The 24,287-nt window shown below is 51.4% G+C and carries 19 protein-coding genes and 1 pseudogene; 10 read left to right on the top strand and 10 right to left on the bottom strand.

The window, feature by feature from the left end; genetic code table 11:
• Positions 1 to 7 precede the first annotated feature (7 nt).
• Positions 8 to 376: pseudogene (locus DXA87_RS07000) on the top strand (threonine/serine exporter family protein); the annotation flags it as partial.
• 537 nt (positions 377 to 913) lie between these two features.
• On the opposite strand, the gene DXA87_RS06995 reads toward DXA87_RS07000, so the two are convergent.
• The 4 genes from DXA87_RS06995 to pepV form a co-directional block, all read right to left on the bottom strand.
• The gene (locus DXA87_RS06995; protein WP_242992127.1) at positions 914 to 2,464 is read right to left on the bottom strand and encodes a transglutaminase-like domain-containing protein; all 1,551 of its coding nucleotides are present in this window, start codon (positions 2,462 to 2,464) and stop codon (positions 914 to 916) included.
• Between the two features lie 240 nt (positions 2,465 to 2,704).
• Positions 2,705 to 3,898, bottom strand: a complete 1,194-nt coding sequence (locus DXA87_RS06990; RefSeq protein ID WP_117503660.1) for a DUF819 family protein — start codon at positions 3,896 to 3,898, stop codon at positions 2,705 to 2,707.
• A gap of 38 nt (positions 3,899 to 3,936) precedes the next feature.
• Positions 3,937 to 5,097, bottom strand: coding sequence for a CapA family protein (locus DXA87_RS06985; RefSeq protein WP_117503659.1), 1,161 nt, complete (start codon positions 5,095 to 5,097; stop codon positions 3,937 to 3,939).
• 11 nt (positions 5,098 to 5,108) lie between these two features.
• A complete protein-coding gene (pepV, locus tag DXA87_RS06980; protein ID WP_117503658.1) occupies positions 5,109 to 6,485 on the bottom strand; it encodes a dipeptidase PepV in 1,377 nt (458 codons plus the stop codon).
• Between the two features lie 565 nt (positions 6,486 to 7,050).
• On the opposite strand from pepV, the gene DXA87_RS06975 reads away from it, so the two are divergent.
• The 3 genes from DXA87_RS06975 to DXA87_RS06965 are packed head-to-tail and all read left to right on the top strand — an operon-like array spanning position 7,051 to position 8,634.
• On the top strand, positions 7,051 to 7,410 hold the full coding sequence (locus DXA87_RS06975) for a DUF3870 domain-containing protein (protein ID WP_015553196.1): 360 nt from the start codon (positions 7,051 to 7,053) through the stop codon (positions 7,408 to 7,410).
• Positions 7,400 to 8,182 (top strand): threonine/serine exporter family protein, encoded by a 783-nt coding sequence (locus DXA87_RS06970; RefSeq protein WP_242994017.1) that lies wholly within the window; start codon positions 7,400 to 7,402, stop codon positions 8,180 to 8,182. The genes DXA87_RS06975 and DXA87_RS06970 overlap by 11 nt, the downstream gene beginning before the upstream one ends.
• A complete protein-coding gene (locus tag DXA87_RS06965; RefSeq protein WP_117503657.1) occupies positions 8,179 to 8,634 on the top strand; it encodes a threonine/serine exporter family protein in 456 nt (151 codons plus the stop codon). The genes DXA87_RS06970 and DXA87_RS06965 overlap by 4 nt, the downstream gene beginning before the upstream one ends.
• A 334-nt stretch (positions 8,635 to 8,968) precedes the next feature.
• On the opposite strand, the gene sufU is transcribed toward DXA87_RS06965, so the two are convergent.
• The 5 genes from sufU to sufC are packed head-to-tail and all read right to left on the bottom strand — an operon-like array spanning position 8,969 to position 13,954.
• The gene (gene sufU, locus DXA87_RS06960; protein WP_015553198.1) at positions 8,969 to 9,439 is read right to left on the bottom strand and encodes a Fe-S cluster assembly sulfur transfer protein SufU; all 471 of its coding nucleotides are present in this window, start codon (positions 9,437 to 9,439) and stop codon (positions 8,969 to 8,971) included.
• Positions 9,432 to 10,646: a SufS family cysteine desulfurase gene (locus tag DXA87_RS06955; protein ID WP_117503656.1), complete on the bottom strand. Its 1,215-nt coding sequence runs from the start codon at positions 10,644 to 10,646 to the stop codon at positions 9,432 to 9,434. The genes sufU and DXA87_RS06955 overlap by 8 nt, the downstream gene beginning before the upstream one ends.
• On the bottom strand, positions 10,633 to 11,781 hold the full coding sequence (locus DXA87_RS06950; RefSeq protein WP_117503655.1) for a SufD family Fe-S cluster assembly protein: 1,149 nt from the start codon (positions 11,779 to 11,781) through the stop codon (positions 10,633 to 10,635). Before DXA87_RS06950 ends, DXA87_RS06955 begins: the two co-directional genes overlap by 14 nt.
• A complete protein-coding gene (gene sufB, locus DXA87_RS06945; RefSeq protein WP_117503654.1) occupies positions 11,778 to 13,184 on the bottom strand; it encodes a Fe-S cluster assembly protein SufB in 1,407 nt (468 codons plus the stop codon). The genes DXA87_RS06950 and sufB overlap by 4 nt, the downstream gene beginning before the upstream one ends.
• Positions 13,184 to 13,954, bottom strand: a complete 771-nt coding sequence (gene sufC, locus DXA87_RS06940) for a Fe-S cluster assembly ATPase SufC (protein ID WP_117503653.1) — start codon at positions 13,952 to 13,954, stop codon at positions 13,184 to 13,186. Before sufC ends, sufB begins: the two co-directional genes overlap by 1 nt.
• A gap of 504 nt (positions 13,955 to 14,458) precedes the next feature.
• Between sufC and DXA87_RS06935 the strand changes: the two genes are divergently transcribed.
• The 5 genes from DXA87_RS06935 to DXA87_RS06915 all read left to right on the top strand — a co-directional run bounded on the left by DXA87_RS06935 (position 14,459) and on the right by DXA87_RS06915 (position 22,144).
• Positions 14,459 to 15,121: a TetR family transcriptional regulator gene (locus DXA87_RS06935; RefSeq protein WP_117503652.1), complete on the top strand. Its 663-nt coding sequence runs from the start codon at positions 14,459 to 14,461 to the stop codon at positions 15,119 to 15,121.
• A 57-nt stretch (positions 15,122 to 15,178) separates the two neighbouring features.
• Positions 15,179 to 16,321: an efflux RND transporter periplasmic adaptor subunit gene (locus DXA87_RS06930; RefSeq protein WP_117503651.1), complete on the top strand. Its 1,143-nt coding sequence runs from the start codon at positions 15,179 to 15,181 to the stop codon at positions 16,319 to 16,321.
• A gap of 15 nt (positions 16,322 to 16,336) precedes the next feature.
• Positions 16,337 to 19,390 (top strand): efflux RND transporter permease subunit, encoded by a 3,054-nt coding sequence (locus DXA87_RS06925; protein WP_117503650.1) that lies wholly within the window; start codon positions 16,337 to 16,339, stop codon positions 19,388 to 19,390.
• Positions 19,391 to 19,621: 231 nt separating this feature from the next.
• Positions 19,622 to 20,854, top strand: a complete 1,233-nt coding sequence (locus DXA87_RS06920) for a TolC family protein (protein ID WP_158553039.1) — start codon at positions 19,622 to 19,624, stop codon at positions 20,852 to 20,854.
• 12 nt (positions 20,855 to 20,866) lie between these two features.
• Positions 20,867 to 22,144 (top strand): TolC family protein, encoded by a 1,278-nt coding sequence (locus tag DXA87_RS06915; RefSeq protein ID WP_117469117.1) that lies wholly within the window; start codon positions 20,867 to 20,869, stop codon positions 22,142 to 22,144.
• Here DXA87_RS06915 and spoIIR read toward each other — a convergent pair.
• Positions 22,134 to 22,916: a stage II sporulation protein R gene (gene spoIIR, locus DXA87_RS06910; protein ID WP_117503648.1), complete on the bottom strand. Its 783-nt coding sequence runs from the start codon at positions 22,914 to 22,916 to the stop codon at positions 22,134 to 22,136. The two genes, DXA87_RS06915 and spoIIR, sit on opposite strands and share 11 nt — an antisense overlap.
• Positions 22,917 to 23,173: 257 nt before the next feature.
• On the opposite strand from spoIIR, the gene DXA87_RS06905 reads away from it, so the two are divergent.
• Positions 23,174 to 24,235, top strand: a complete 1,062-nt coding sequence (locus DXA87_RS06905; protein ID WP_117503647.1) for a D-alanine--D-alanine ligase family protein — start codon at positions 23,174 to 23,176, stop codon at positions 24,233 to 24,235.
• Positions 24,236 to 24,287 lie beyond the last annotated feature (52 nt).

Genomic DNA, 24,287 nt, shown 5'->3' with positions numbered 1-24,287 from the left:
GAGGCTCTGGATCCCGTCTATCGGCGGCGCTGTCTTCTGGGCAGTTTATCTGGCGTTTCTGCATTTTGTGGATAATGAATATCTGGGATTTTTCGTGGTTGCGATTTTGATCACGATCTACTCGGAGATCTGGGCGAGAGTTCTGAAGACACCGGCGACGACGATTTTGATGCCGACGGTCATCCCACTGATTCCGGGAGGATCCCTGTACTATGCGATGGACGCTGCGCTCCGCCATGATGCTCCGGAGTTCATCCTGAAGGCCCAGAAAGCCATCGGGCTTGCGGTCGCGCTTGCGGCGGGGATCATGATCGTGACGTCGTTGAGGAGGCCGATCGAGGCGCTGGTGCACATAGTAGCTAAGAAAAAATATTGACGAACAAATGTTTGCAATATATAATGAATTTATGGGAAAGCAGAATACATAAAAGGCGGCCTGCCCTCCATAAAAGGAGGGGCTTCCCCCTCCGGACGAAAGAAAGGAGGGCGATGCCAATGTATGTTACATATTCGGACTTGATCCAGATAGGTATCTTCATTGTAGCTCTCGTAGGATTGTGTTACACAATTTTCGGGAAAAGAAAATAGCCGCCACTACCCCAATAGTGACGGCTGTTACATTGTAACAAGCTAGTTATAAAGGGTAGGCCGTGTGTATCTGACTTTCCCTTTTTGTATCTATAGTCTATCATATTCGAAAAGTGAATTCAAGTACTATTTCCCTTCAGTTGTCACCGACAACCCCGGCGTTACTGCTTACGCTTTGCGTAAACAGTAACGGGATTTTGCCGATGCTTCGCATCCTAAATCGGCAAAATCCGCATCCAGGACATTATATTATGGTATTTTCGGTGCCGAAAATACCTACTTGGAATAGCGGTTGCATATTTTCATGAATATGGCGACATTTTAATCAGTTCTCTTCGATCTCTTCACACATCAGGGCTTCTTTCCTGCGCTCAAATTCCTCATACATCAGTCCGCGCTCTGCGGTTTCGATCTCGCCTAACTGGTTATCGTAGGGATCGGTGCGCCAGTATTTCTTTTCGACGGTAAAAGGTGCCTGAAAGGCGCGGTTGGCGACCATGCGGTATGGGTCAAGGTTTCCGAAATAGAAGCGGCGGCGTTCCTCGTTCTCGGCGCGGACAGCTCCAATCCCGTAAGAGGGATCCGCGTAGATCCAGCCGAACGGGGCGGCGTAGAAGCGAACCCAGTCATGACCGCCGATGAAGTCCGGCTCTGCGGCGAGTCCGCTCTGCCACTGGGCGGGGATTCCGGCGCAGCGGCACAGGGTGATAAAAAGAAGTGCGAAGACTCCGCAGTCCCCCGTGAAGGTTCTGGCGCAGTTCCCCGGAATATCCTCCAGGGAGAAGTAGGCCGGCATGTAGGTGTATTTGAAGTTCAGGGTGATGAAGTCGTAAAAGTTTCTGGCTTTTTCGAGTGGAGTCTCACAGCCTTTCGAGAGTTCTGCGGCGAGTGCACGGATGTACGGAGTGAAGACGATGTGCGGGGCAAGTTCAGCGAGATCATCAGATACGCCCACCTCAAATTCACGCAGAGACGAAGAACTGGATTCATTACTGGAATGAGCATACAGCTGGACAGTCTCTGCGGCCTTGTGATTCAAACCGGCAGACAGAGTTTGCTCCTGAGATACCGTTCCAGGGTTCACTTCCGTACCAAATGTTTTGCATGCATCAGATTTCTTTAACGCACTTTCTGTATCATGCCACACCGCTGTATGCACATACGAATACTGGACGGAAAATTCATGATTTTCTTTCAGAGTCTCTTCCCAGCATATAGTGCGCTGCGGTGCGTCTTCCGGTGCGATCTTTGCGTTTTCAGGAAAAACGGATTCGATCCGGATATCGCTCTGCTGGTCGCAGGCGGCGGGGATCGGGAGATGGACGCGAACGAACATTTCGGGAGTGAATGCGGAATCTTTCACTTTGACAGATGCGCGGATCCGGATCCTGTTTGAAAGAGAGCCTTTTTCTTTCATGATCTCCATTGCACGGTTTAAGCGGAGATCTCCGCGGCTTCCTTTTCCGGCACTCTCAGAACCGTCAAGAGTGACAGCGGTCCGTTTCCGGAAGTCAGGCATGGATTTGCACATGCTCTCAAAAAAGCGGTCAAAGATCCGCATTTCGCCGTTTACATAGATCCAGCGGATCTGCCCGATGGAGAGGTAGTGGTCAAATTCGTCTTCCGTAAAGTCCGGGATCCGGGTCCGGATCTTTTTGAGTGCATCTTCGCGGGTAAAAGGATAATCGGAAGGCATGCGAAGGATCATTTCCCGTTCTGCCATCAGGCAGTAACGGAGCGGATCCGGAAGCGCCGGATCGGAGAGCTTCCGGTCGATGAGTCGTACTGCACCGTCAAAGTCTCCGTGAAGCTTCATGCGGAGAATATCTTCCGGGAGTCCGATATTCAGATAAGAAAGAAGATTGTTTTCGATCATAAAAGATTCCTCCTGTGTTAATTCAAGGCGAAGATATGTGAAACTCAGTGTGTGATCCCGTGAGTTGTTCTGACCGGTACAATTTACTGCCGGAGATAAAATGGCGTCCCCATTCTAACAGGGAAAGAATGGGGACGCCAGAATTGGATCACTCACAGATGAAGGGACAATGTAGGGAAACACAGTTCTCTGTCATCGTGAGCAGCCATAAAATAGCAGACTCATGAAATGTACTCACGATCAGACAAACAGCTTCAATAGAGCGCCCATTCCGAGTCCCATGAAGTTTCCGATGGCGGCACCGAGAACTCCCATTAAAACACCGATACCTGCGAAGGAACCGTCATAAGCGGTTGCGATGATCGGAGCGGAAGCAGATCCGCCGATGCAGGCAACGGAAGCAGTGGAATCCATGCAGAGATCCCAGTGGAAAATCTTGGAGAGGATGAACATCAGCACAACATGGACAAGAAGGATTCCGAGACCATAGACAACCCACATCGGAGCAGATAAGAGGTCGATCAGGGTTGCTGTGGATGCGATGAGGGAGACAACCGCATAGAGATAAACGCTGGAGAGCTCTGTAACTGCCGGAAGTTTTCCGAGCGGAGTCATTGCGCAGATCAGTCCGAGGATCGTTACAAATACGGTCGTGCAGGTACCTTTATCAAAGAAGGAAAGTCCGACACCCTTGAAAAATCCATTCATCTGAACGCCGATGTACTGGGAGACTGCAGATACAACGAGGGTGAGACCAATCAGGAAGATCCAGTCTGCAGCATTCGGTTTTACGTTTGTCTCTTTTGCAACTTCCTCGTTTGCAGCTGCAGCGACAGCGTCGAGTTTGGAAGTATCAGCCTTGCAGGCCTTGTTCCACTTCTGGGCATATTTTACAGCAAAGAGCAGAAGTGCGATCCAGAGGGAGTAGCAGGCAGTATCGAGAGCCAGAGCGCAGGAGTAAGCACCGGAATCGACCGGAAGAGCATCCTCCATGGCAGCCATGTTTGCAGAGCCGCCGACCCAGGATGCGTAGAGGGCAGCTGTTGCGCCCCATGTCTTGTCAGCACCGCCGAGTGCATTTGCAAACAGCGGGAAAAGAGCGAAGAATCCGATGCCGAGGGTGATGGCACAGCCCATGAAGATACAGATCATACGCGGTCCGAGTTTTCCGAGCTTGCGGAAATCACAGCGGAGCAGCATGACGAAGATCATGGCATACAGGATGTTGTTCTTTAAGGCACTGTAGGCTGCGGAACACTCATCGGAATTGTAGAGACCGATGGTGCAGAAGAACATGTTGAAGATGTAGATCCATACGAGCGGCGGAACGATGTTGAAGATCTTCCACTTCATGTATTTTTCAAGTGCGAGAAGACCGCCTGCGAGCAGCATCAGGAAAGCTATGTAAGTAAAACCGTTTGTAATCGTTAACATAGGATCACGCTCCTTTTTCTATTTGTGTTGTCGTTGTATCAGAGCTGGCGAAGAATGTATTCCTTTACCGGTTCCAACGTGCTCTTTTTCCATGCACCTTCCTCCGCTTTCTCCGAAAACGGGACGATGATGTGGAAATCCATGTGGGCGCCCTCGAAGTAACCGTCAGGCTCAGTGCTGAAGAAATATCCGTTCCAGACATCTTCGGAGGCATCTGTAAAGCGCTCCGGCTCCAGATAGATCATTTTCCTGCGGTCCTCCGCGACAAAGGCCTTTGCGGAGAGAGGTGCCAGAAGTTCATACTCCGCGGCCGGGATGTCTGTGAAGATGGCAGGAAGTGGGGCGATATCGATCCGCTCGTCTCCGCGGATGATCCGGATCCCGATCGCCTCAAAATCGATCGCTTCTTCGGTGAAGATCAGTTTTAACAGGACTCCGACATCCGTATACAGGTGGACGCGCTGATAGTCGGTATCAAAAATGAAGTTTCCGAGTGAATAGAAAATTGCTTTTCCGTTGTCAAAGAGCTCGTAGTTTTCCGGGACATGGGGATGATGGGCGACGACCACATCGGCTCCGAGTTCCAGAAACTTGAGGTAGCGGTCTCTGGTGTAGGGACTTGGAAGACTTGTGAATTCTTCCCCGCCGTGGGAGACGATCACGCACCAGCGGCAGCGGGACTTGATCTCGGCGATTCGTTTTGCGATGAGATCGAGGTCATCCCAGCGGAAAATACCGGGTTCGGTGGCGGTTGCCGGGATGCATTCCGCCTGGTAGGCGACACAGAACATGCCGATCCCGCCTGCCTCGTCGAGATACACAGGTTCGGACGCTTCGGTGTCATTCATTCCGGCCCCCATCGTGAGACAACCCATTTCTTCGGCGATCTTTTTTGTGCTCATAACACCTTCCCGCCCGGCATCCATCGTGTGGTTGTTCCCGATACTCCAGATGTCCGCATGGATATCTTTCAGGACGCGCGTCGCCGCGGGATTCATGCTGTGAAAGAAGACTCCGCGGGATCCGTCATCCTTCGCGTCGATCAGTGCGCCCTCCACATTTGCGACAGTGTGATCAGCGCTGTGGAAAAAATCGAGGACGGGGGCAGACAGCAGATGTTCATCCTCCCAGCGGTGATCCATGTAGCGGTCAAATCCGATATCTCCGGTAAAAACGATCGATGTTTTCTTCTTTTCCATGGAACCACCTCCTATCTGGCCAGCCGGTAAAGAGCTTCTGCAAAAATATGTACATTTTCCATCAATCGGTCGATCTCCATGAACTCGTCCGGCTTGTGCTCGCGGACTTCATCGCCTGGGAAGATCGGTCCGAAGGCGACAACGTTCGGGATCGCTTTCGCGTAGGTGCCGCCGCCGATGGATTTCGGTATCGCAGGAAGTCCGGTCTCGTCTGCGTATACATGCAGAAGAGTCTGGACCAGCTCGCAGTCTTCCGGAAGATAGAGACATGCTTTGTGGGTTTCATTTACCTTCAGGAATCCTGCGTTCAGGAATGCCGCGTCGCAGATCGGAGCACAGTCATCGTAGGTGAAGGTTACCGGGTAGCGATAGTTGATGCGGATCAGGAAACTTGTCTCATCGCCCTGGATCGTTCCGAGGTTGAATGTGAGTTTTCCGCTCGGTTCATCGGAAAGAGCGATCCCGAGGGAGGTCCCGTCGCTTTCCAGCCCGACATGATCGGAGAGAAAGTGAACAAAACCGAGTAACGGTTCATCGAGCGGAAGTGTTCCGAGCGCATCCATCAGGAGGCCGATCGCATTGATCCCGAGTTCCGGGGAAGCTCCGTGGGCACTGACGCCGTTTGCGAGGATCTCGAATCCGTCTGCAGTTTCAGTGCAGGTGATCCGGTCACATCCGGCGGCGAGGACCATGAGCTGCGGCTTCATATCGTCCGGGCAGGTGATCTCTGCTCTGGCGGAGGCCGGGACTACATTCGGCGCGGATCCGCCGGAAATCTTTGTGAGACGGACATCGCCGGTCTGGGTGTAGTCTGCTTCATAGTTGACATTGATGATCCCCTTTTCCCCGTTGATGACCGGATATTCTCCATCCGGGGTGAATCCCATGACAGGGAGTTCGCCGCCGTGGCTCTTGTAGTATTTCATGTCATTGCTTCCGGTCTCCTCGTTTGTTCCGAAGAGGATCCGGATCCGGCGTTTTAAGGGGAGACCGCTGTCACGCAGGGCGGCCATCGCGTAAAGGGCGGCCATTGTCGGACCTTTGTCATCCATGGAACCACGGCCGAAGATCTTTCCGTCCCGGATCTCACCGCCGAACGGATCGAAGGTCCATCCTTCCCCTTCCGGGACAACATCGAGATGCCCGAGGACGGCGATCATCTCATCGCCTTCACCGAATTCACACCATCCCATCTGGTGATCAAGATCAGTGGTGCGGAAACCGAGTCCCTTTGACACAGCCAGGGCGTGGTCAAGGCATTTGCGGACATTGGGGCCGTATGGGGCGCCATCTGCAGGCGGTTCCTGCACACTGCGGATCCGGATGCTTTCCGCCAGGGATTGAAGAAGTGGTTCTTTTTGAAGTTCGACAGCTTCTTTCAGAGTCATAGATACTCATCCTCCTCTCAAAAAAAATCCGCCAAAAGCAGACCAGGAAGACAAGAGCGGTTTGATCTCGCTTTTGTCGTTGGTTCTCGCTTTTGCCGGATTTCAGATTGCTTGCCAGACAGCGGTAACTGCCATTTGCAGAATGAAGCAGCAACATTGCGTATTCATTTGTGTTTATTATAATGAGGTGGAAATGGTTTGTCAATAAAAAAATAAAAATTTGGTTAAAAATATTAAAATTACTGAAAATACAAAAATGAGAACAAAAAGTACAGATCTTTCGAAGCGTAAGACAGGAGACGTGGAAAAATAATTGCGGAAATTCCGGAGAGCATGCCGCCGGTCCGGACGAGAGAGCAGATGTGATTACTTTTTATGGGCAGGAATTTTCTGAACTGAAAACTCCGTACAATATAGTAGTGGCCGCAGATGTACTGGAATTCGTACAGGGATTGACAGAATGGATTTCCTATATTATGATGCTGAAATATGGTGGGACAAGTATTGGAAATGAGAGCGTGACTGAACCCAGCCGCGCGCGAGCTGATGAAAAGAGGAGAGCAGAATGGCTGAAACCGGTGAGGAGACATATTATATTGTAGGAGAATCAAGAACGAATGTGGATAACGCGATCACAAAGGTGTATGGAAGCTTTTTTATCGCATTTGAGGTGATCCCATCAACAGGAGAGATCATACAGACAGACTGTTCGAGAACGCTGGAGCTGACAAATGATTTTATACGAAAGCTCTTTCTGCATAAGCACCTGGAAACGGATGCGAAGGTGATCGAGGAGGCGATCCGGCGCCGATATCATGGTTCTTCCTGGAAAGCGCTGATCGTTGCCTATCGGGACGCGTTAAAGCATTATCAGCGCGCGATGGCCGCCGAAGCAGAGGAAAAGGGGAAAAAAGGTGACAACTGAAAAGAATGAAGAGATGACAAGCGAAGAAGTCCTGACCTGCGCGATCAATATCGGGGAGCAGCTCCTCGTGAGCGGGGCGGAGATCAGCCGTGTGGAGGATACGATCCGGAGGATCTGCAATGCCTACGGGATCCGGCAGAGCCATATTTTCTCGATCGCGTCGTGTATCATCGTGACGCTGGAGACGAAGGAGCGGAAGTGGATCACGCAGACGCGAAGAATTTTAAGTTACGGGACGGATATGTGGAAGCTGGACCGGCTGAATGACCTTTCGAGGCGGATCTGCGCGACGCAGCCGTCCTTTGAGGTGATCGACCGGGAGTACGAAAAAATATTGAAGGGGCCGACCTATTCCCCGGCGGTGCAGTGCGGGATCTATGCAATGACAGCCGGGGCGTTTGCCATTTTCTTTGGAGGAAATCTGTGGGATGGATTTGCGTCCCTGTTTGTCGGGGCGCTGATCCGCGTGACCTTATATGCGCTCTCCGCGATCAAGCTGAAGGCGATCTTCTCCAATATCCTCTGCTCTCTGATCTCCGGTATGGCATGTATTCTTGTCTGCTATCTCGGGATCGGACAGCATGTCGAGATGATCATGATCGGGAATATCATGCTCCTGATCCCGGGAGTCCTGATGACGAACTCATTCCGGGATTTCATCAGCGGGGACATGATCAGCGGACTTCTGCATTTTTCGGAGGCGATGATCACAGCCATCTGTGTGGCAGCCGGGTTTATTCTTTCTAAAATACTTCTTGGAGGGATGTTATGAGTCAGGATGTTCTTTCAATCATCGCATCGTTTTTCGGGTCGTTCGGATTTGCGATCATTTACAACATCCGCGGGCGCAGAGTCTTGATCCCGGCGATCGGCGGGGCAGTTTTCTGGGCAGTGTATCTTGTATTTTTACATTTTGTGAATAATGAATATCTGGGATTTTTCGTTGTGGCGATCCTGATCACGATCTACTCGGAGATCTGGGCGAGGATCTTAAAGACACCGGCAACGACGGTCCTGATGCCGACGGTCATCCCGCTGATCCCGGGAGGTTCCCTGTACTATGCGATGGACGCGGCTCTCCGGCACGACATGCCGCAGTTTATCGTAAAGGGGCAGGCGGCGATCGGACTTGCGATCGCGCTTGCGGCGGGGATCATGGTCGTGACGTCGTTGAGGAGGCCGATCGAGGCGCTGGTGCACATAGTAGCTAAGAAAAAATATTGACGAACAAATGTTCGTAATATATAATAGTGATGTGGGAAAGCAGAATACATGAAAGGCGGCCTGCCCTCCGGTTTCGGAGGGACTAACCCTCCAGACGAAAGAAAGGCGATGCCAATGTACGTTACATATTCGGACTTGATCCAGATAGGTATCTTCATTGTCGCTCTCGTTGGATTGTGTTACACAATCTTCGGGAAAAGAAAATAGCCGCCACTACTGCAATAGTGACGGCTGTTACAATGTAACAAACTAAACTATGAAGGGTAGGCCACATGTATCTGACTTTCCCCTTTGTATTTATAGTGTAGCATATTTGAAAATTGAATTCAAGTCTTTATTTATTTTCCGTCGTCACCGACATTCCAGGTATAATCTTCCCTTCAGCCGCCTTCTTAAACATCTCCTCCATCGTATGCCATCCCAGCACTGCGCACTTGACCCGCGCCGGCATATGGGATACATCCTGTAAGATGGAAGCTTCCTCCAGAGGTTCCAGCTCATCGCCTTTTGCAGTTCCTTTGATCATCTCAAGAAACAGGTTTGCGAGGCGCAGAGCCTCATCCTTTTTCTTTCCAATGATCAAATCTAACATCATATCCGCGGAGGCCTGGGAGATCGCGCAGCCGTCTCCGACGAAAGCTCCGTCGACGATCTCATCGTTCTCGACCTTTAATTTCAGCCAGATATCATCACCGCAGCTCGGGTTTACGCCCTCTAAGACGAGGTTTGCGTCCGGCAGCTCATGCTTGTGAGTCGGATGAAGATTGTGTTCAATTAAAATTTCATTATAAAATGTATTACTCATATCCCATTTTTCTCCTTAATCCGCCAAGACTCTCAAGGAATGCACGGATCTCATCCTCTGTATTGTAGAACGCGAGGCTCACACGCGTCGTGGAGGCGGTTCCAAGGTACTGTAACAGCGGCTGTGCGCAGTGATGACCGGCGCGGACACAGATATTGTCAGCGTTTAAGATCTCTGCCACATCATGGGGGTGGACGCCGTCGACAGCGAAGGACAGGATTCCGTGATGGTTGTCCGGATCGCTGCTCCCGAGAACACGGATTCCGGGAATATTCATCATGCCCTCGTAGGCGATTCTCGTGAGCCTGTTCTCCTGTGCCTCGATCGCGTCGAAACCGATATTCTTCATGTAGCGGACTGCCTCAGCCAGCGCGTAAGCGCCTCCGGCATTGACGGTTCCCGCCTCGAACTTATGCGGAACCTCTGCCCAGACAGCTCCCTCTCTTGTGACAGATTCGATCATCTCGCCGCCGGTGAGGAAGGGCGGAAGCTTCTCAAGAAGCTCTTTCTTTCCGTAAAGAGCGCCGATCCCCATTGGAGCCAGCATCTTGTGACCGGAGAAAGAAAGGAAATCCACGCCCAGATCCTGTACGTCAACAGCGATATGCGGAACGCTCTGGGCACCATCGCCGACCAGGATCACGCCGTGGCGATGGCAGATCTCAGCGAATGTCTTTAAATCATTCCTGCATCCAAGCACATTGGAGATCTGCGTGATCGCGGCGATCTTTGTGCGGTCCGTGATCATGCTCTCCAGTCGCTCAGCCGGGATCGTTCCATCCATGTCGCACTCAAGATATTTCACCGTCGCACCGTAACGCTTTGCAGCCTGCTGCCACGGGAGAATATTGCTGTGGTGTTCCATGATACTGACAATGATCTCGTCGCCCGGTTTTAACAGGTACTCGGAGAGAGTGTAGGCCGCAAGATTCAGGCTCTCTGTGGCGTTTCTCGTAAACACGATCTCCTCAGGACATGATGCGTGAAGGAGGTCAGCGACTGTCTTTCTTGCGTCCTCATAACATTCCGTCGCCTCTTCGCTTAACTCGTAGAGACCGCGGAACGGGTTTGCGTTATATTTCTCATAAAACCGCTTTTCCGCGTCCAGGACGCATGCGGGCTTCTGGGAAGTCGCCGCATTGTCCAGGTAGATGATGTCACGGTTTTTTAACAGCGGGAAATCTTCCCGGATCTTATTCACATCCATTGGAACCCTCGCTTTCTAAGTAGGAGGCAACGTCTGCCTTCGTCTTCTCATCAGGTACGAAACGGAGAACCGCGTCGATCCTTGCTTTCGCCATCATTTTGTAGATCTCGGCGAGAGCCATGCCGCGGCTTTCCAGATAGAATACAAGGTCCTCATCCAGCTTTCCGATGGTGGCACCATGGTTTCCTTCCACATCCTCCTCGGCGCAGAGGATCAGCGGGATCGTCTGGTTGACCACGTCATCGTCGAGAAGAAGAACGTCCTCTTTCTCGTTTCCGACAGCCCCCGCAGCACCCTTCTTAAAGTCGATGGTCCCGCGGAACAGCTTTCTCGCGTTTTCATGGAGCACGCCGTCGGTCCTGATCTCACTGACGGATTTCCTTCCCTCGTGGAGTGCCACGTAGTTCATATCGAGCACGCAGTCATCGGCAACTGTGTAGGCGATGTCTGCTGTAAAATTACTCTTTTTGCCGATAAGTTCAGCCTTACAGCCGTTGTAGACCCGGTCACCGCCAAGGAATAAGTGGATGACGGAGAGTTTCGCACCGTCAGCAACCTTTGCCCCGATATCGTTCAAAACGGTCTTCGCGTTTTTGTTGCGGATGATCTGGACGAGAGTCACCTTCGCGTCTTTTTCCAGAATTAATTTTGTCTGCACGGCGGAAAGCCCGGTGTGTTCAGACTGGGAGACGGCAGCAGGATTTTCTCCGACCGGGCTGGGACTTCCGGTCCGTTCAGGATCGACGCTTCGTTCAGCCGCCATATCCATGATAACGGTCATATTGCTTCCTTCTTTTGCCAGAATTCCAAAGGTGTTCAGGCTGTGCTCAAAAGCACCGTAGGCAAATCTGATCCGCGCCGGTTCCCCGGAGACATCGCTGTCAGCAGAGAGCAGTACTGCACCCGCGGAACTTTCCTTTACCAGCATATCCATATCGGATCCCATGCCGCCAGCGACATCCTTAAAACGGTCCGGAAGCCCGGCCGGGCAGACAGTTTTTTTGATCCCTTCCGGGATCTCAAGGTTTCCTTCATGCGCTCCGGAGACAGAAATCCCGGAGACCGCAGTCTCATTCATTTTCAGCCAGTTCCATGTCTTAGAAGGGAGCTGGTTGATCTTCATGTTCTCCATCATCCAATACTTCCTTTCATTTCCAGATGGATCAGATTGTTCATCTCCACCGCGTATTCAAGCGGAAGCTCCTTCGAGACATTGTCGGCGAAGCCGCTGACGATCAGGGCTCTCGCGTCCTCCTCGGAGATACCGCGGGACATCAGATAGAAGACGGCGTCATCACTGATGCGTCCGATCTTTGCCTCATGTCCGACATCGGCGTCCTTTGTGCGGATATCCATTGCCGGGATCGTGTCGGAACGGGAGATATCGTCGAGCATCAGGGACTGGCAGGAGACAGCGGATTTGCTGCCCTTTGCCTTTGCGGATACGACAACGGAGCTTCGGAAGGTGCTGATCCCGCCGTCCTTGGAGATCGATCTCGTATTTACATAGGAAGAAGTCTTCGGAGCGTTGTGGACCACCTTACATCCGGTATCAAGGTTCTGTCCCTTACCGGCGAATGTGATCCCGGTAAATTCGGATCTTGCGCCCTCACCGTTTAACACGCTCATTGGGTAGAGGTAAGAAACATGGGAACCGAAGGAACCGGATACCCACTCGATGACTCCGCCTTCCTCGACCTTCGCACGCTTTGTGTTTAAATTGTACATATTTTTCGACCAGTTCTCGATCGTGGAGTAGCGGAGCTTTGCGTTCTTTCCGACGTAAAGCTCAACGCATCCGGCGTGAAGATTGGCCACATTGTACTTCGGAGCGGAACATCCCTCGATGAAATGTAAGGATGCGCCCTCATCGACGATGATCAGAGTGTGCTCAAACTGTCCGGCACCCGCCGCGTTTAAACGGAAGTAGGACTGCAGCGGGATCTCGACGGAAACTCCCTTCGGAACATAGACGAAGGAACCGCCGGACCAGACAGCGCCGTGCAGAGCGGCAAATTTGTGGTCATGAGGCGTCACGAGCTTCATGAAGTGTTCTTTTACCATATCGGCGTATTCGCCGGTCAGGGCGCTCTCCATATCTGTGTAGATAACGCCCTGCTCCGCAACCTCCTTGCGGACATTGTGGTAGACGAGCTCGGAGTCGTACTGGGCACCCACACCTGCGAGGGAGGTGCGCTCCGCCTGCGGGATCCCAAGCTTTTCGAAGGTGTCCTTGATCTCCTCCGGAACCTCGGACCAGTTCCCCTTCATCTTTGTATTTGCGCGGACATAGGTGGCGATGTTGTCCATGTTCAACCCTTCGATGGACGGGCCCCAGTCCGGAACCTTCATTTCATGATATATTTTTAAGGAGTTCAACCGGAAATCATGCATCCACTCCGGATCATGCTTCTCTTCGGAGATCTTTTCCACAATGTCCTCGGTGAGACCGTTTTTAATACGGTAAGCGTCCTTCTCGTCATTGCGGAAGTCGTACATGTTGCGGTCGACGTCCTCAACATACGTCTTTTCCTTCATTAATCGTTCTCTCCCTTCTCATTTGCGGAAGCGATAAACTGCTCGAAGCCGTTCTCATTGATCTCATCGACGAGAGAACCATCACCCTCGGCAACCAGGCGGCCGTCTACGAGAACATGGGTCTTGTCCACATGGAGAGACTCCAGGATCCTTGTGCTGTGGGTGATGATGAGGAGCGCTCCGTCCTTGCTCTTCTGGTACTCCTCGATTCCCTTGGAAACGGTGCGGACCGCATCGACATCAAGACCGGAGTCTGTCTCATCGAGGATCGCTAAGGATGGATTTAAGAGGAGAAGCTGCAGGATCTCCGCTTTCTTTTTCTCACCGCCGGAGAAGCCGACGTTCAGATCACGGAAGCCGTAGGACGGATCCATGTCGAGAACCTCCATGGCTTTCTGGAGTTCTTTATTGAAATCCCAGATGCGGACATTCTTTCCGGTTCTTGCGGAGAGGGCGCTGCGGATGAAGTTGGAGAGGGAGATTCCCGGAACTTCCAGCGGGTTCTGGAAGGAGAGGAACATACCGAGGCGGGCGCGCTTGTCAGCTGCCTCTTTTGTGATATTCTCACCGCCAAAGAAGATCTCACCGTCCGTGACGTGGTAATTCGGGTTTCCCATTAAGGTACATCCGAGGGTGGATTTTCCGGCACCGTTCGGTCCCATGAGTACGTGGGTCTCGCCTTTGTTGATCGTTAAGTTGATCCCGTGAAGAATGGATTTGTCTTCCACATCCACGGAGAGATTTTTTACATTTAATAATGGTTCTGACATATCGGATTCCTCCATGTATTTTATATAAGGTAAAAATGTAGGTTTCAGCAATTTCCGGACAGATATGAACCGGCACCGGAGCTGATCTCCGGGATACGTTCCGTCTGCCGGGACTAAACCTAGTCGCTTACTAGGTGATGCAATGATATTATACCTGTATTGAGAAAAATATGCAAGAAGCAATTCCTACAAACATGCTATGAATTGGTATTTATTCCTGTACAATCCGATATTTCCGGGAAAATCTGCAGGATTCATGAAACTGCAACAATCGGAAAACAATTCTGAAACATGGGCATGGTAGGCTGAGCAAAACAGCGGAAATCACAGACGGGATCGGACCGGAGGCAGGAGGTTCTATGCAGAAATTTTGCAAACCTTACGAAAATATAAAATCATTATAAACTGGAAAAACAGATATTGACAGAATGACAGGGTGTCATTATAATGGTGACGGGTTGTCACTTTTTGAACCGGTTTTTATAGAAGAGGGGAGATGGAATTATGCCGACCGAACGGTTTATGCGGCTTCCGAAGGAAAAGATCGAAGCAATTCGGGCTGCGGCGGCAAAGGAATTTATGAGGGTAGCTCCGGAGGAAGTGTCGATCAACCGGATCGTTCACGACGCGGATATATCGAGAGGAAGCTTTTACACATATTTTGAAGATAAACAGGATCTGTTAAAATGGCTGATCTGCAACCAGGCGGAACAGCATTTCACATCGTACATCACGATGCTGGACGAAAACGGCGGAGACCTATGGGAGGTCCTGGAGCAGATCTTTGATCTCGGGATGGACCGGCTTGAGGATTCAGGGTTGTCTGCGATCTTTCACAACCTGGTCAACAGCGCAAGACTGGTAGAACTATTCAAAGGCGGACCGGATTCGAACCCGGAGGCGATGGAGGCAAACCGGAAATTTTTAAAACTGTTGTATGAACATGTCAACAAAGAGAAATGTGATCTGGATCATCAGGAGTTTTTCGAGCTGATCGAGATGCACATGATCGTATTCATCATGTCACTCAAACGTTTTTTCCGGGACGGTGAGTCGAGAACGGAAGCTTCCGAATATTACAAACGTCATATCCATATGCTCCATTATGGCATATGTGGATATAAAACAGAGGGCAGCAGGAAGAAAACAGACGAGGGACGTTCATAAAAACAGAACAACCGGAGTCGTACCACAGCAGCATGTTACAGAAAATGAGGAGGAACCATGAAGAAAGCAGGTAAGATCGTAATCGGGCTTGTATGCGTCGGCGCATTTGGAGCCCTGATGTTCACAAGATTTACGAAAAAAGAAGAGCCGATTGAGGCCGTTCCGAACCCGACCGTCGTCGTCCAGACACCGGAGACAGGAAATATTGAACTTTCCACAGGACTGACAGGTACCGTGGAACCGGCCGATCAGGTGTACATCATCCCGAAGGGAAGCGGAGAAGTACTGGAGGTCTATGTAAATCAGGGCGATACCGTACAGAAGGGGCAGAAGCTGTTCCGCATCGACAACAAGCAGTTAGACGCGGCAAGAATCACGTTAAATACGACCCAGGTATCCTTAAATGATGCCCAGACATCTGTAAACAGGATGAAGGCGCTCTACGAGAGCGGGGATATTTCCGCCCAGGCCTACGAGCAGGCGGTAAGCGGTCTGTCCATGGCGAAGCTCCAGTATGATTCCGCAAAATTAAACTATGATACTCAGAGCGAGAACACGGTCGTTACCGCGCCGATCGCCGGTGTCTTAGAGCAGTTCGGCGTGCAGGTGCATGATATGTCTGCGGGCGGTTCTGTCGCAGGCGTTGTATCCGGTGCAGGCGGAAAAACACTGACCTTCAACGTGTCGGAGCGTGTCATGAAGGGATTAAATATCGGTGATCCTGTGACGGTGGAGAAGAACGGAACGGATTACAGCGGCGCGATCTCCGAGATCGGCAGCATGGTGGACGCGTCCACAGGACTTTTCAAGGTGAAAGCGACCTTAGGTGACGCGGACGGACTTGCCAGCGGAACGATGGTAAAGGTTTATGTGACAGCGGAGAAGGCGGACAACGTCATGGTCGTTCCGGCAGACTGTGTCAACTACAGCAACGGAGACGCCTACGTCTATACATATGATGCTGCGACAGCAACAGCGAAAAAGACTCCGGTGGAAGACGGACTCATCGATTCCGACAAGATCCAGATCGTTTCCGGACTTTCCTATGATGACGAGGTCATCACAAGCTGGTCCAAGGAGCTTTATGACGGCGCCGCTGTGAATATTCAGGGCAGTGATGACAGTGCGGAAACGACAGCCGGCAGCAGTGAGACAACAGCAGAAGAGACTACAGAAGCCGCAGAAACGGCAGCAAAATAAGGAGGCACAAGGAACATGGGACTTACCAAAAAGGTCTTAAAACGGCCGGTCACAACCGTTCTTGTTGTGCTCTGCCTGATCGTATTCGGTCTCAGCTCGATCTTTTCATCCCAGCTTGAGCTGATCCCGGAAATGGAGATGCCGATGCTTATCATCAGCGCAGTCTACCCGGGAGCGAGCCCGGATGACGTGGATCAGCTTGTGATCAGTAAGATAGAGGATGAGATCGGAACGCTTTCCGGTGTCGATTCTGTCACCAGCATGTCTTCGGAAAACTTCGGAATGGTTCTGGTCCAGTATGACTATGACCAGAATATCGATAAAGCCTACGATGACTTAAAGAAAAAGCTGGACGGGATCAAGTCGGATCTCCCGGATGATGTCGATACCCCGACGATCATCGAGATGGATATCAACAGTACACCGTCCATCACCCTCGCAGTCAACAATGACAGCGTGGATAACCTCTATAACTACGTAAATGGCGATATCGTTCCGGAGATCGAAAAGCTGACCTCCGTAGCCAGTGTCGATGTATCCGGTGGCCAGGAGGCTTACATCAAGGCGGAGCTGATCCCGGAAAAATTAAGCCAGTATCATGTGAACATGAATACGATTGTTGCGGCTTTAAAGTCTGCGGACTTTTCCATGCCGATCGGAAGTACCTCCGTTGGAAACAAGGAGCTTTCCGTGACATCCGGAACATCCTTTGACACGATGGAGCTTTTAAAGAAGATCCCGATCACACTGGGTAACGGAAATATCATCTATATGGAAGATGTTGCCAATATCTACAATACCGTTGAGGCAAAGGACAGTATCGGACGTTACGACGGCAAGGACACGATGACGATCGGTGTCAAGAAAAATCAGGACAGCGATCACATTACCGTTTCCAGGGCAGTCCAGGAGACAATGGAAACGTTAAAAGCACAGGATCCGTCTCTGGAGTACGTCGTTGTCAACGATTACAGTGATCAGATCAGCAATTCCTTAAACAGCGTATTCCAGACCATGATCATGGCAGTCATTATCGCGATGTTCATCATCTGGCTGTTCTTCGGGGATATCAAGGCATCCCTGATCGTTGGAACCTCCATCCCGGTATCAATTTTAGCGGCGCTCATCCTCATGAAGGTCATGGGCTTTACGCTAAACGTTATCACCCTGTCGAGCCTGGTTCTCGGCGTCGGAATGATGGTCGATAACTCGATCGTAGTTCTGGAAAGCTGCTTCCGCTTTACGGATAAGGGCGGCGGCTTTGTTGAAACGAGAAAAGCCGCGATCGATGGTACGGCAGCCGTTCTGGAATCCATTATCGGCGGTACCGTTACGACCTGTGTCGTATTTATCCCGTTAGCCCTGATCTCCGGAATGAGCGGACAGATGTTCAAGCCGTTGGGCTTCACGATCGTATTCTGTATGATCGCGTCCCTGATCTCCGCGATGACGCTTGTACCGCTCTGCTACGTGTACTACCGTCCGAAGGAGAAGGAAAATACCCCGGCATCCGGCATCATGAGAGCTCTGCAGAATGGATACCGTTCCCTGATGGAGAAGCTTTTAAAGAAAAAAGCGATGGTCATGGGAACCGCCGTTGTGCTTGTGATCTTCTCCCTGTTCCTTGCGACAAAGTTAAAGACAGAGCTTATGCCGGCAGATGATCAGGGAACGATCGCGGTGACGATCGAGACCCAGCCGGGTCTTAAGATCGAGGAGGTCGATAAGATCCTCCAGAGAGCAGAAGACTATGTGACTCAGGATCCGGATCTTGATTCCTACATGCTCTCCTACGGAAGTTCCGGACTTTCCATGAATATGGGCGGAAGCGGAGCGACCCTGACGGCATATTTAAAGGATGACAGAAGCAGAAAGACGGATCAGGTCATCAAGGAGTGGAAACGTGATATGCAGAAGTGGTCCGACTGCTCCGTGAGCCTCGAGAGCCAGAACTCCATGAGCACCATGTCCATGGGAGCAGCGGAGGATCTCGAGTACATTCTTGTCAGCACACAGTACGATGACTTAAAGAAGGTATCGGATGAGATCGTTTCCGAGCTCCAGAAACGCCCGGAGGCGACAAACATCCACTCTTCCCTTGAAAACAGCGCTCCCCTTGTAAAGATCAATGTGGATCCGGTCAAGGCGGCAGCGGAGGGACTTTCCCCGACCGCCGTTGCTTCCCAGGTATACATGATGGTCAGCGGAACGACGGCAACGACCCTGAATGTTGACGGAAATGATATCGATGTAAAGGTTGAGTACGCGGATGATGAGTACGATACGATCGATAAGCTCCAGGGAATCGTCCTTCCGACAGCGACCGGCGGATCCGTAGCCCTTATGGATATCGCGGATATCGGCTTCAAGGACAGCCCGCAGAGTATCACAAAGAGTGATAAGCAGTATCAGGTGACGATCACCGGTACGCTGACAGAGGGAGCGGACAGCACCACGAAGGATAAGATCCAGAAGGAGGTCATTGATAAGTACTTATCCGGCACGATCTCCATGCAGGAAAACACATCCACAAAGATGATGAACGAAGAGTTTGCGTCCCTGGGACAGGCGATCGCCACAGCCGTATTCCTCGTATTCGTTGTAATGGCTGCACAGTTCGAGTCACCGAAGTTCTCCATCATGGTGATGACAACGATCCCGTTCGCCCTGATCGGTTCCTTCCTGTTCTTATGGTTAGTGGACTGCCCGATCAGCATGACCTCCCTGTTAGGCTTCTTAATGTTAGTCGGAACGGTAGTAAACAACGGTATTTTGTACGTCGATACGGCGAACCAGTACCGGGCAACGATGGACTTTAAGGAGGCGGTCATTGAAGCCGGCGCGACCCGTATGCGCCCGATGTTCATGACAACACTCACGACGATCGTGGCAATGATCCCGATGGCGGCGGCTTACGGAAATGCCGGTAAGACGATGCAGGGACTCGCCCTTGTGGATGTCGGCGGACTGATCGTCTCTACAGCGATGGCACTTCTTGTTCTTCCGGTCTTCTATGTGATCATGAGCGGAAAGAATACGGATAAGGAAGAAATCGTTGACGTAGATTAAGCTTTGAACATTGAAAGCGGATCCCTGCAGAGTCTGCAAGAGACGGCCGCTGCCCGGTCGGGAGGCGGTCAGCCGGAATGCGGAATGCTCTGCGGGGCTTCCTGCTTTTGGAAGCGGAAGCCGGGGTGAATAAAATTGCCACCGGATTGCCGTATTTGGAAAGAAAATGTAAGAGAAATGTTATTGCGTTTCTGCGATGAAATCGTTATGCTCATAGATGGAGGGAAACCTATGAGACAGAATCAATGGAAAAAGGCAGGTCTGACCGTGCTCTCAGCCGTTTTTATGGGAAGTCTTTCCCTGGCGGCAGCGGGTACCGGAATTCCTGCGTTAGCTGCGACGAAGGATGTCGCGGTCACAGAATATGACGAAGCAGCGCTTGAAAAGTTTAAGGACAATACCCTGGAATACTGGGAGCTCCCGGGACTGATCGAGAGGTATAATACGGATTATCAGAACCAGCTGCAGAAGTATTATTACAATCCGGGCGGATCCACGGGCCTTACAAAGGACCAGATGTTAGCGCTGGCGGCGGATCTCCGCGCGGAGGCGGATGAGCTGGAGAATGACGCGGATGATCTGAAAAATGACAGCTCAACCCGCAGCGAATATAAAGAATATAGGACAAACATGCATGCCCTGCGCGCTTATGCGCAGCAGCTGGAAGATACCGCAAATGGAAAAAAGAACGGCGGCTCAGCACTCCGCGGACTTCGTATCGCGAGAAATGAGAAGACAAAAACCGCAAGGGAAGCGATGCGCACTTATGAGACATTAAAGGATCAGTATGATATTGCTGTCTTAAATCAGGAGATCGCAAAGCAGAATTATGAGGCGGCACTGAAGAAAAAAGATCTCGGAATGATGTCAACGGAAGATGTTCTGACCGTAGAAGATGCCTTAAATTCCGCAAACGGAAGTGCGCTTCAGGCGGCATCCAGTCTAAACAGCCAGAAGCAGACGCTGATCACGATGTTAGGCTGGGAGTACAACGCGGACCCGGAGATTACAAAGGTTCCGGAACCGGATCTTGCGGTGATCGATTCCTTCGATCCGAAGAAGGACGAGGCGAAGGCCATCGAGATGAACTATACGCTGTATGATACAAGAATGGCAAAGGCCAGTTCCTCCGGCGGAGCAGTAAAGAAAGCCAGAAATATCAAGGACCAGGAAGATTCTATCCGTTCTTCCCTGGATCTTATGTACCAGGACGTAAAGCAGAAACAGAAAGCCTACGAGGCATCTGAGACGCTTTACGGAGCCGCAAAGGCCGACAAGGCAGCTGCTGACAGGAAAAATGCCCTCGGAATGATGAGCCGCCAGGAATACCTCCAGGCGGAGTCCGCATGGCTTTCCAGTGAGGCATCCCACACAGCGGCAAAGCTCGACCTTACAGGAGCAATCGAAAACTATCAGTGGGCGCTTGAGGGACTTCTCGATATCGGTTCCTCATCGCAGAGCTAAAGGAGAATCAGAATGAAAAGAAATTTGACAGGACGTGTGATTCCGGCAGCACTTGCGCTTGCGCTTGCGGCAGCGCCTGTGAACGCTTTCGCAGCGACGAAGGCGGTTCAGGCGACCGGTGTTGCGGATGAGAACGGATTTATATCCCAGCCGGGAAATGAGTACGATGACGCGACGATGAAGAAGCTCGCGGATAACATGCTGGAATATGACGAGATCGGGAAGCTTGTTGAGGTCTACAGCCCGACGTTTAAGACAGTGAAAGAGACATATTCCGATAAGAAGGACGCAGCAAAGGATGTCGTGAAGCTGAAATCAAAATTACTGGATAGTTCGGGAGAGCTTGCGGATACGGCAAGTACACTGAAAGGCTCTCTTGACGCAGCCAAAGAGATGATCGGTAAAGTTCCGGCAATGACTCCGACAAACTACGCACAGCTCTATTACAGTTCAGAACTCATGGACTACCAGGCAGACGCAATTGCGCTGCAGGGCGACAGCCTGGAACAGGTATCCCCGGAGCAGATGCATATCAAGCTTGTGGACAGCACCCGCGCGGCGCTGACCGCCGGCGCCCAGAGCGCCATGATCGGCTACAAGCAGTTAAAGCTCAACGAGGAGAGCTTAGAGAGCGGACTCACACTCTTAGAGGCAGTCTACCAGTCCACCCAGAACCAGGCAGCCAACGGTCTTGCGACCCAGAGCCAGGTCCTTTCCGCGAGACAGCAGCTGGAGTCCACCCAGGCAACGAAACTGACACTGACATCCAGTGAGCAGAAGCTCCGTCAGACCCTCTGCACGATGCTCGGATGGAAGTATGACGCAAAGCCGGAGATCAAGGATGTCCCGGCAGCTGATCTTACAAGGATCGACGGAATGAACCCGGAGAAGGACAAACAGGCGGCGCAGGACAACAACTTTACGATCCGATACAACGTGCTGGACCTCGACAACAAGGACGCAGGCTCCGTCGAGTACCAGAACTTACAGCGCACGATCAAGCAGGAGAAGGAAGAAGTCGCGTCCTCCCTCGTAAACCTTTACAACGACGTTCTCCAGAAGAGAAACGAGCTCCAGACAGCAAAGGCAGCTTACGAGCTGGAAAAGACGAAGATGGAGACTGCCGAGAGAAAATGGCAGTTAGGAACCATCGGACGCCTTGAGTATATGCAGCAGCAGAACTCCTTAAAGACAAAGGAGATCGCGGTGAAGACCGGAGACCTCTCATTGTTCCAGGCGATGGAGACCTATGACTGGGCGGTTAAGGGAAACTTAAGTCTTAGTCAGTAAGCTGCGGATGCGCTGAAAATAGTTCAGCGATCCGAAAACGGACTTTCACAGTGGGCAGGGAAGATGTTTCCTGCTCACTTTTTTTACCCGAAGTTTTGGCAGTATTATCAGGGGTGGCTGCAGAGGCGATAGCTGTATGGGAAGTGTGTTCGCCAGTGGCCGCTGGGCTGGTGCTTTTCAGGAAACAGGCCGGTCTTGCCTTTAGCAGCGACTGAAAATCGTCCTCCGGGATCAGATTTTTCAACATTTCCTTCGATTCCTCCGGCATCGACGCATGAACGCTGTCCGTGTAGCATAAGGATGGGTACAGAACGCACCAGAAGTTGTGCCCGGCACCGTTCCCGATGGTCACCCGGACGGCTTCATACATCCCGGCGGGAAATGTCATGTCCCCGTAGGTGCGCACCGGAAACCTGCAGGTCTCGATCCCCACATGTACAGCGTAATCATACCCGAAGCTGTGGATAAAGTCTTCTGCTGCGGCTTCCAGTGTGGAAGATTCAGACAGGATATATGCTTTCAGCTCCTCTTTTCCGGAAATCTGATCTGCGGCGGCACCGTCCCGGATCTTTTCCAGCAGAAGATCCTTTACGCAGAGCTTTAACGCCTGGTCTTTGGCGGAATCACTGTTCGCGAGAACATGGAACCGCAGGATCTTTGGGGCAATATCCGCCGCCAGAGCCTCGTCCCGCGCCCGGATGCCGGACATGGAAAGAAGAAAACAGATCAAAAAACACAGGAAAGAGAGACTGAGCTTACAGGTTCGTTTCATAGATACACCTTCTTTGCTTTTTACTTTTTATGTCAGAGGCAAATGTTATTTCCTGTTTGTAATTATTACCAGTTGTGCTATAATCTAAACGATAACATGTCAAAACAGCCCGTCCAGTGCCAGTGCATCGGGGGAAATGATTCGGGTGCACAGTGGTCCTGTAAGGAATCTGCCGGCTTTGCTGACCGGGATCACGCGCCAAATCTCACGGACGTTCGACTTGAATAGAAAATCAGAGAGGAATCAAAAAAAACATCATGGAAAAGAAAAATATCGTTGTCCTGTTTGGCGGACAGTCATCTGAGCATGTAGTATCCTGTATGTCTGTACAGAATGTGGCAGCAAATATCAATGAGGAGAAATATAATGTGATCCTCGTCGGGATCACGGAGGACGGACACTGGGTAAAGGTGGACTCCTTAAGCCAGGTCAAAGATGATACCTGGAGAGAGTCAAAAACTGGGGCGGTGCTGTCTCCGGACGCAAAGGAGAAATGCCTGATCGTCACAGAGAACGGATCTTTTGAGAAGATTCCGGTGGATGTGGTATTCCCGGTCCTTCACGGTCTCTACGGTGAGGACGGAACCGTACAGGGAATCCTTGAGCTTGCGAAGATCCCGTACGTCGGCTGCGGCGTTCTCGCTTCCGCGGTATCGATGGATAAGCTTTCCACAAAGCGCATGGTAAGCGGACTCGGCATCTGTCAGGCAGCTTACGTTTCCGTTATGAAAGCGGAATTAAAGGATATGGATGCGGTTATCGCGAAAATCGAAAAAGAGATCCCATATCCGGTATTTGTAAAGCCGTCTAACGCCGGTTCCTCCAGAGGTGTTACAAGAGCAGACAACCGAGAAGAGCTGATTACCGGTTTAAGGGAAGCAGCTGACAATGACCGCCGTATCCTCGTAGAGGAGATGATCGTGGGCCGTGAGATTGAGTGCGGCGTATTCGGTGACGGTGATTCCACGAAAGCCTCCGGCGTGGGTGAGATCCTTGCTGCGGCTGAGTTCTATGATTTCGACGCGAAATACTACAATGCGGAGTCCAAGACCGTCGTTGACCCGGAGCTTCCTGACGGAGCCACAGAGCGTGTCCGTGAGGCTGCCGTTAAGATCTTCAACGCGGTGGACGGCTACGGCTTATCCCGCGTGGATTTCTTTGTAAAGGCCGACGGAACGGTCGTATTCAATGAGATCAACACATTTCCGGGCTTCACCGCCATCAGCATGTATCCGATGTTGTGGGAGGCAAGAGGTGTAGACAAGAGACAGCTGATCGACGATCTGATCGATCACGCGTTTCGGAGATATGAGAGATAAAAATGTTCGCAGCGGTCCGTGCCTGAAGCCGTGCGGACCGTTCAAAATGATA

It is taken from the genome of Desulfotomaculum sp. OF05-3 (assembly GCF_003435535.1).
In the GTDB taxonomy this organism is placed as follows: Bacteria; Bacillota; Clostridia; order Lachnospirales; family Lachnospiraceae; genus Pilosibacter; species Pilosibacter fragilis.
The sequence above is the reverse complement of the archived record's forward strand: the minus strand, read 5'-3'. Positions and strand labels throughout refer to the sequence as shown.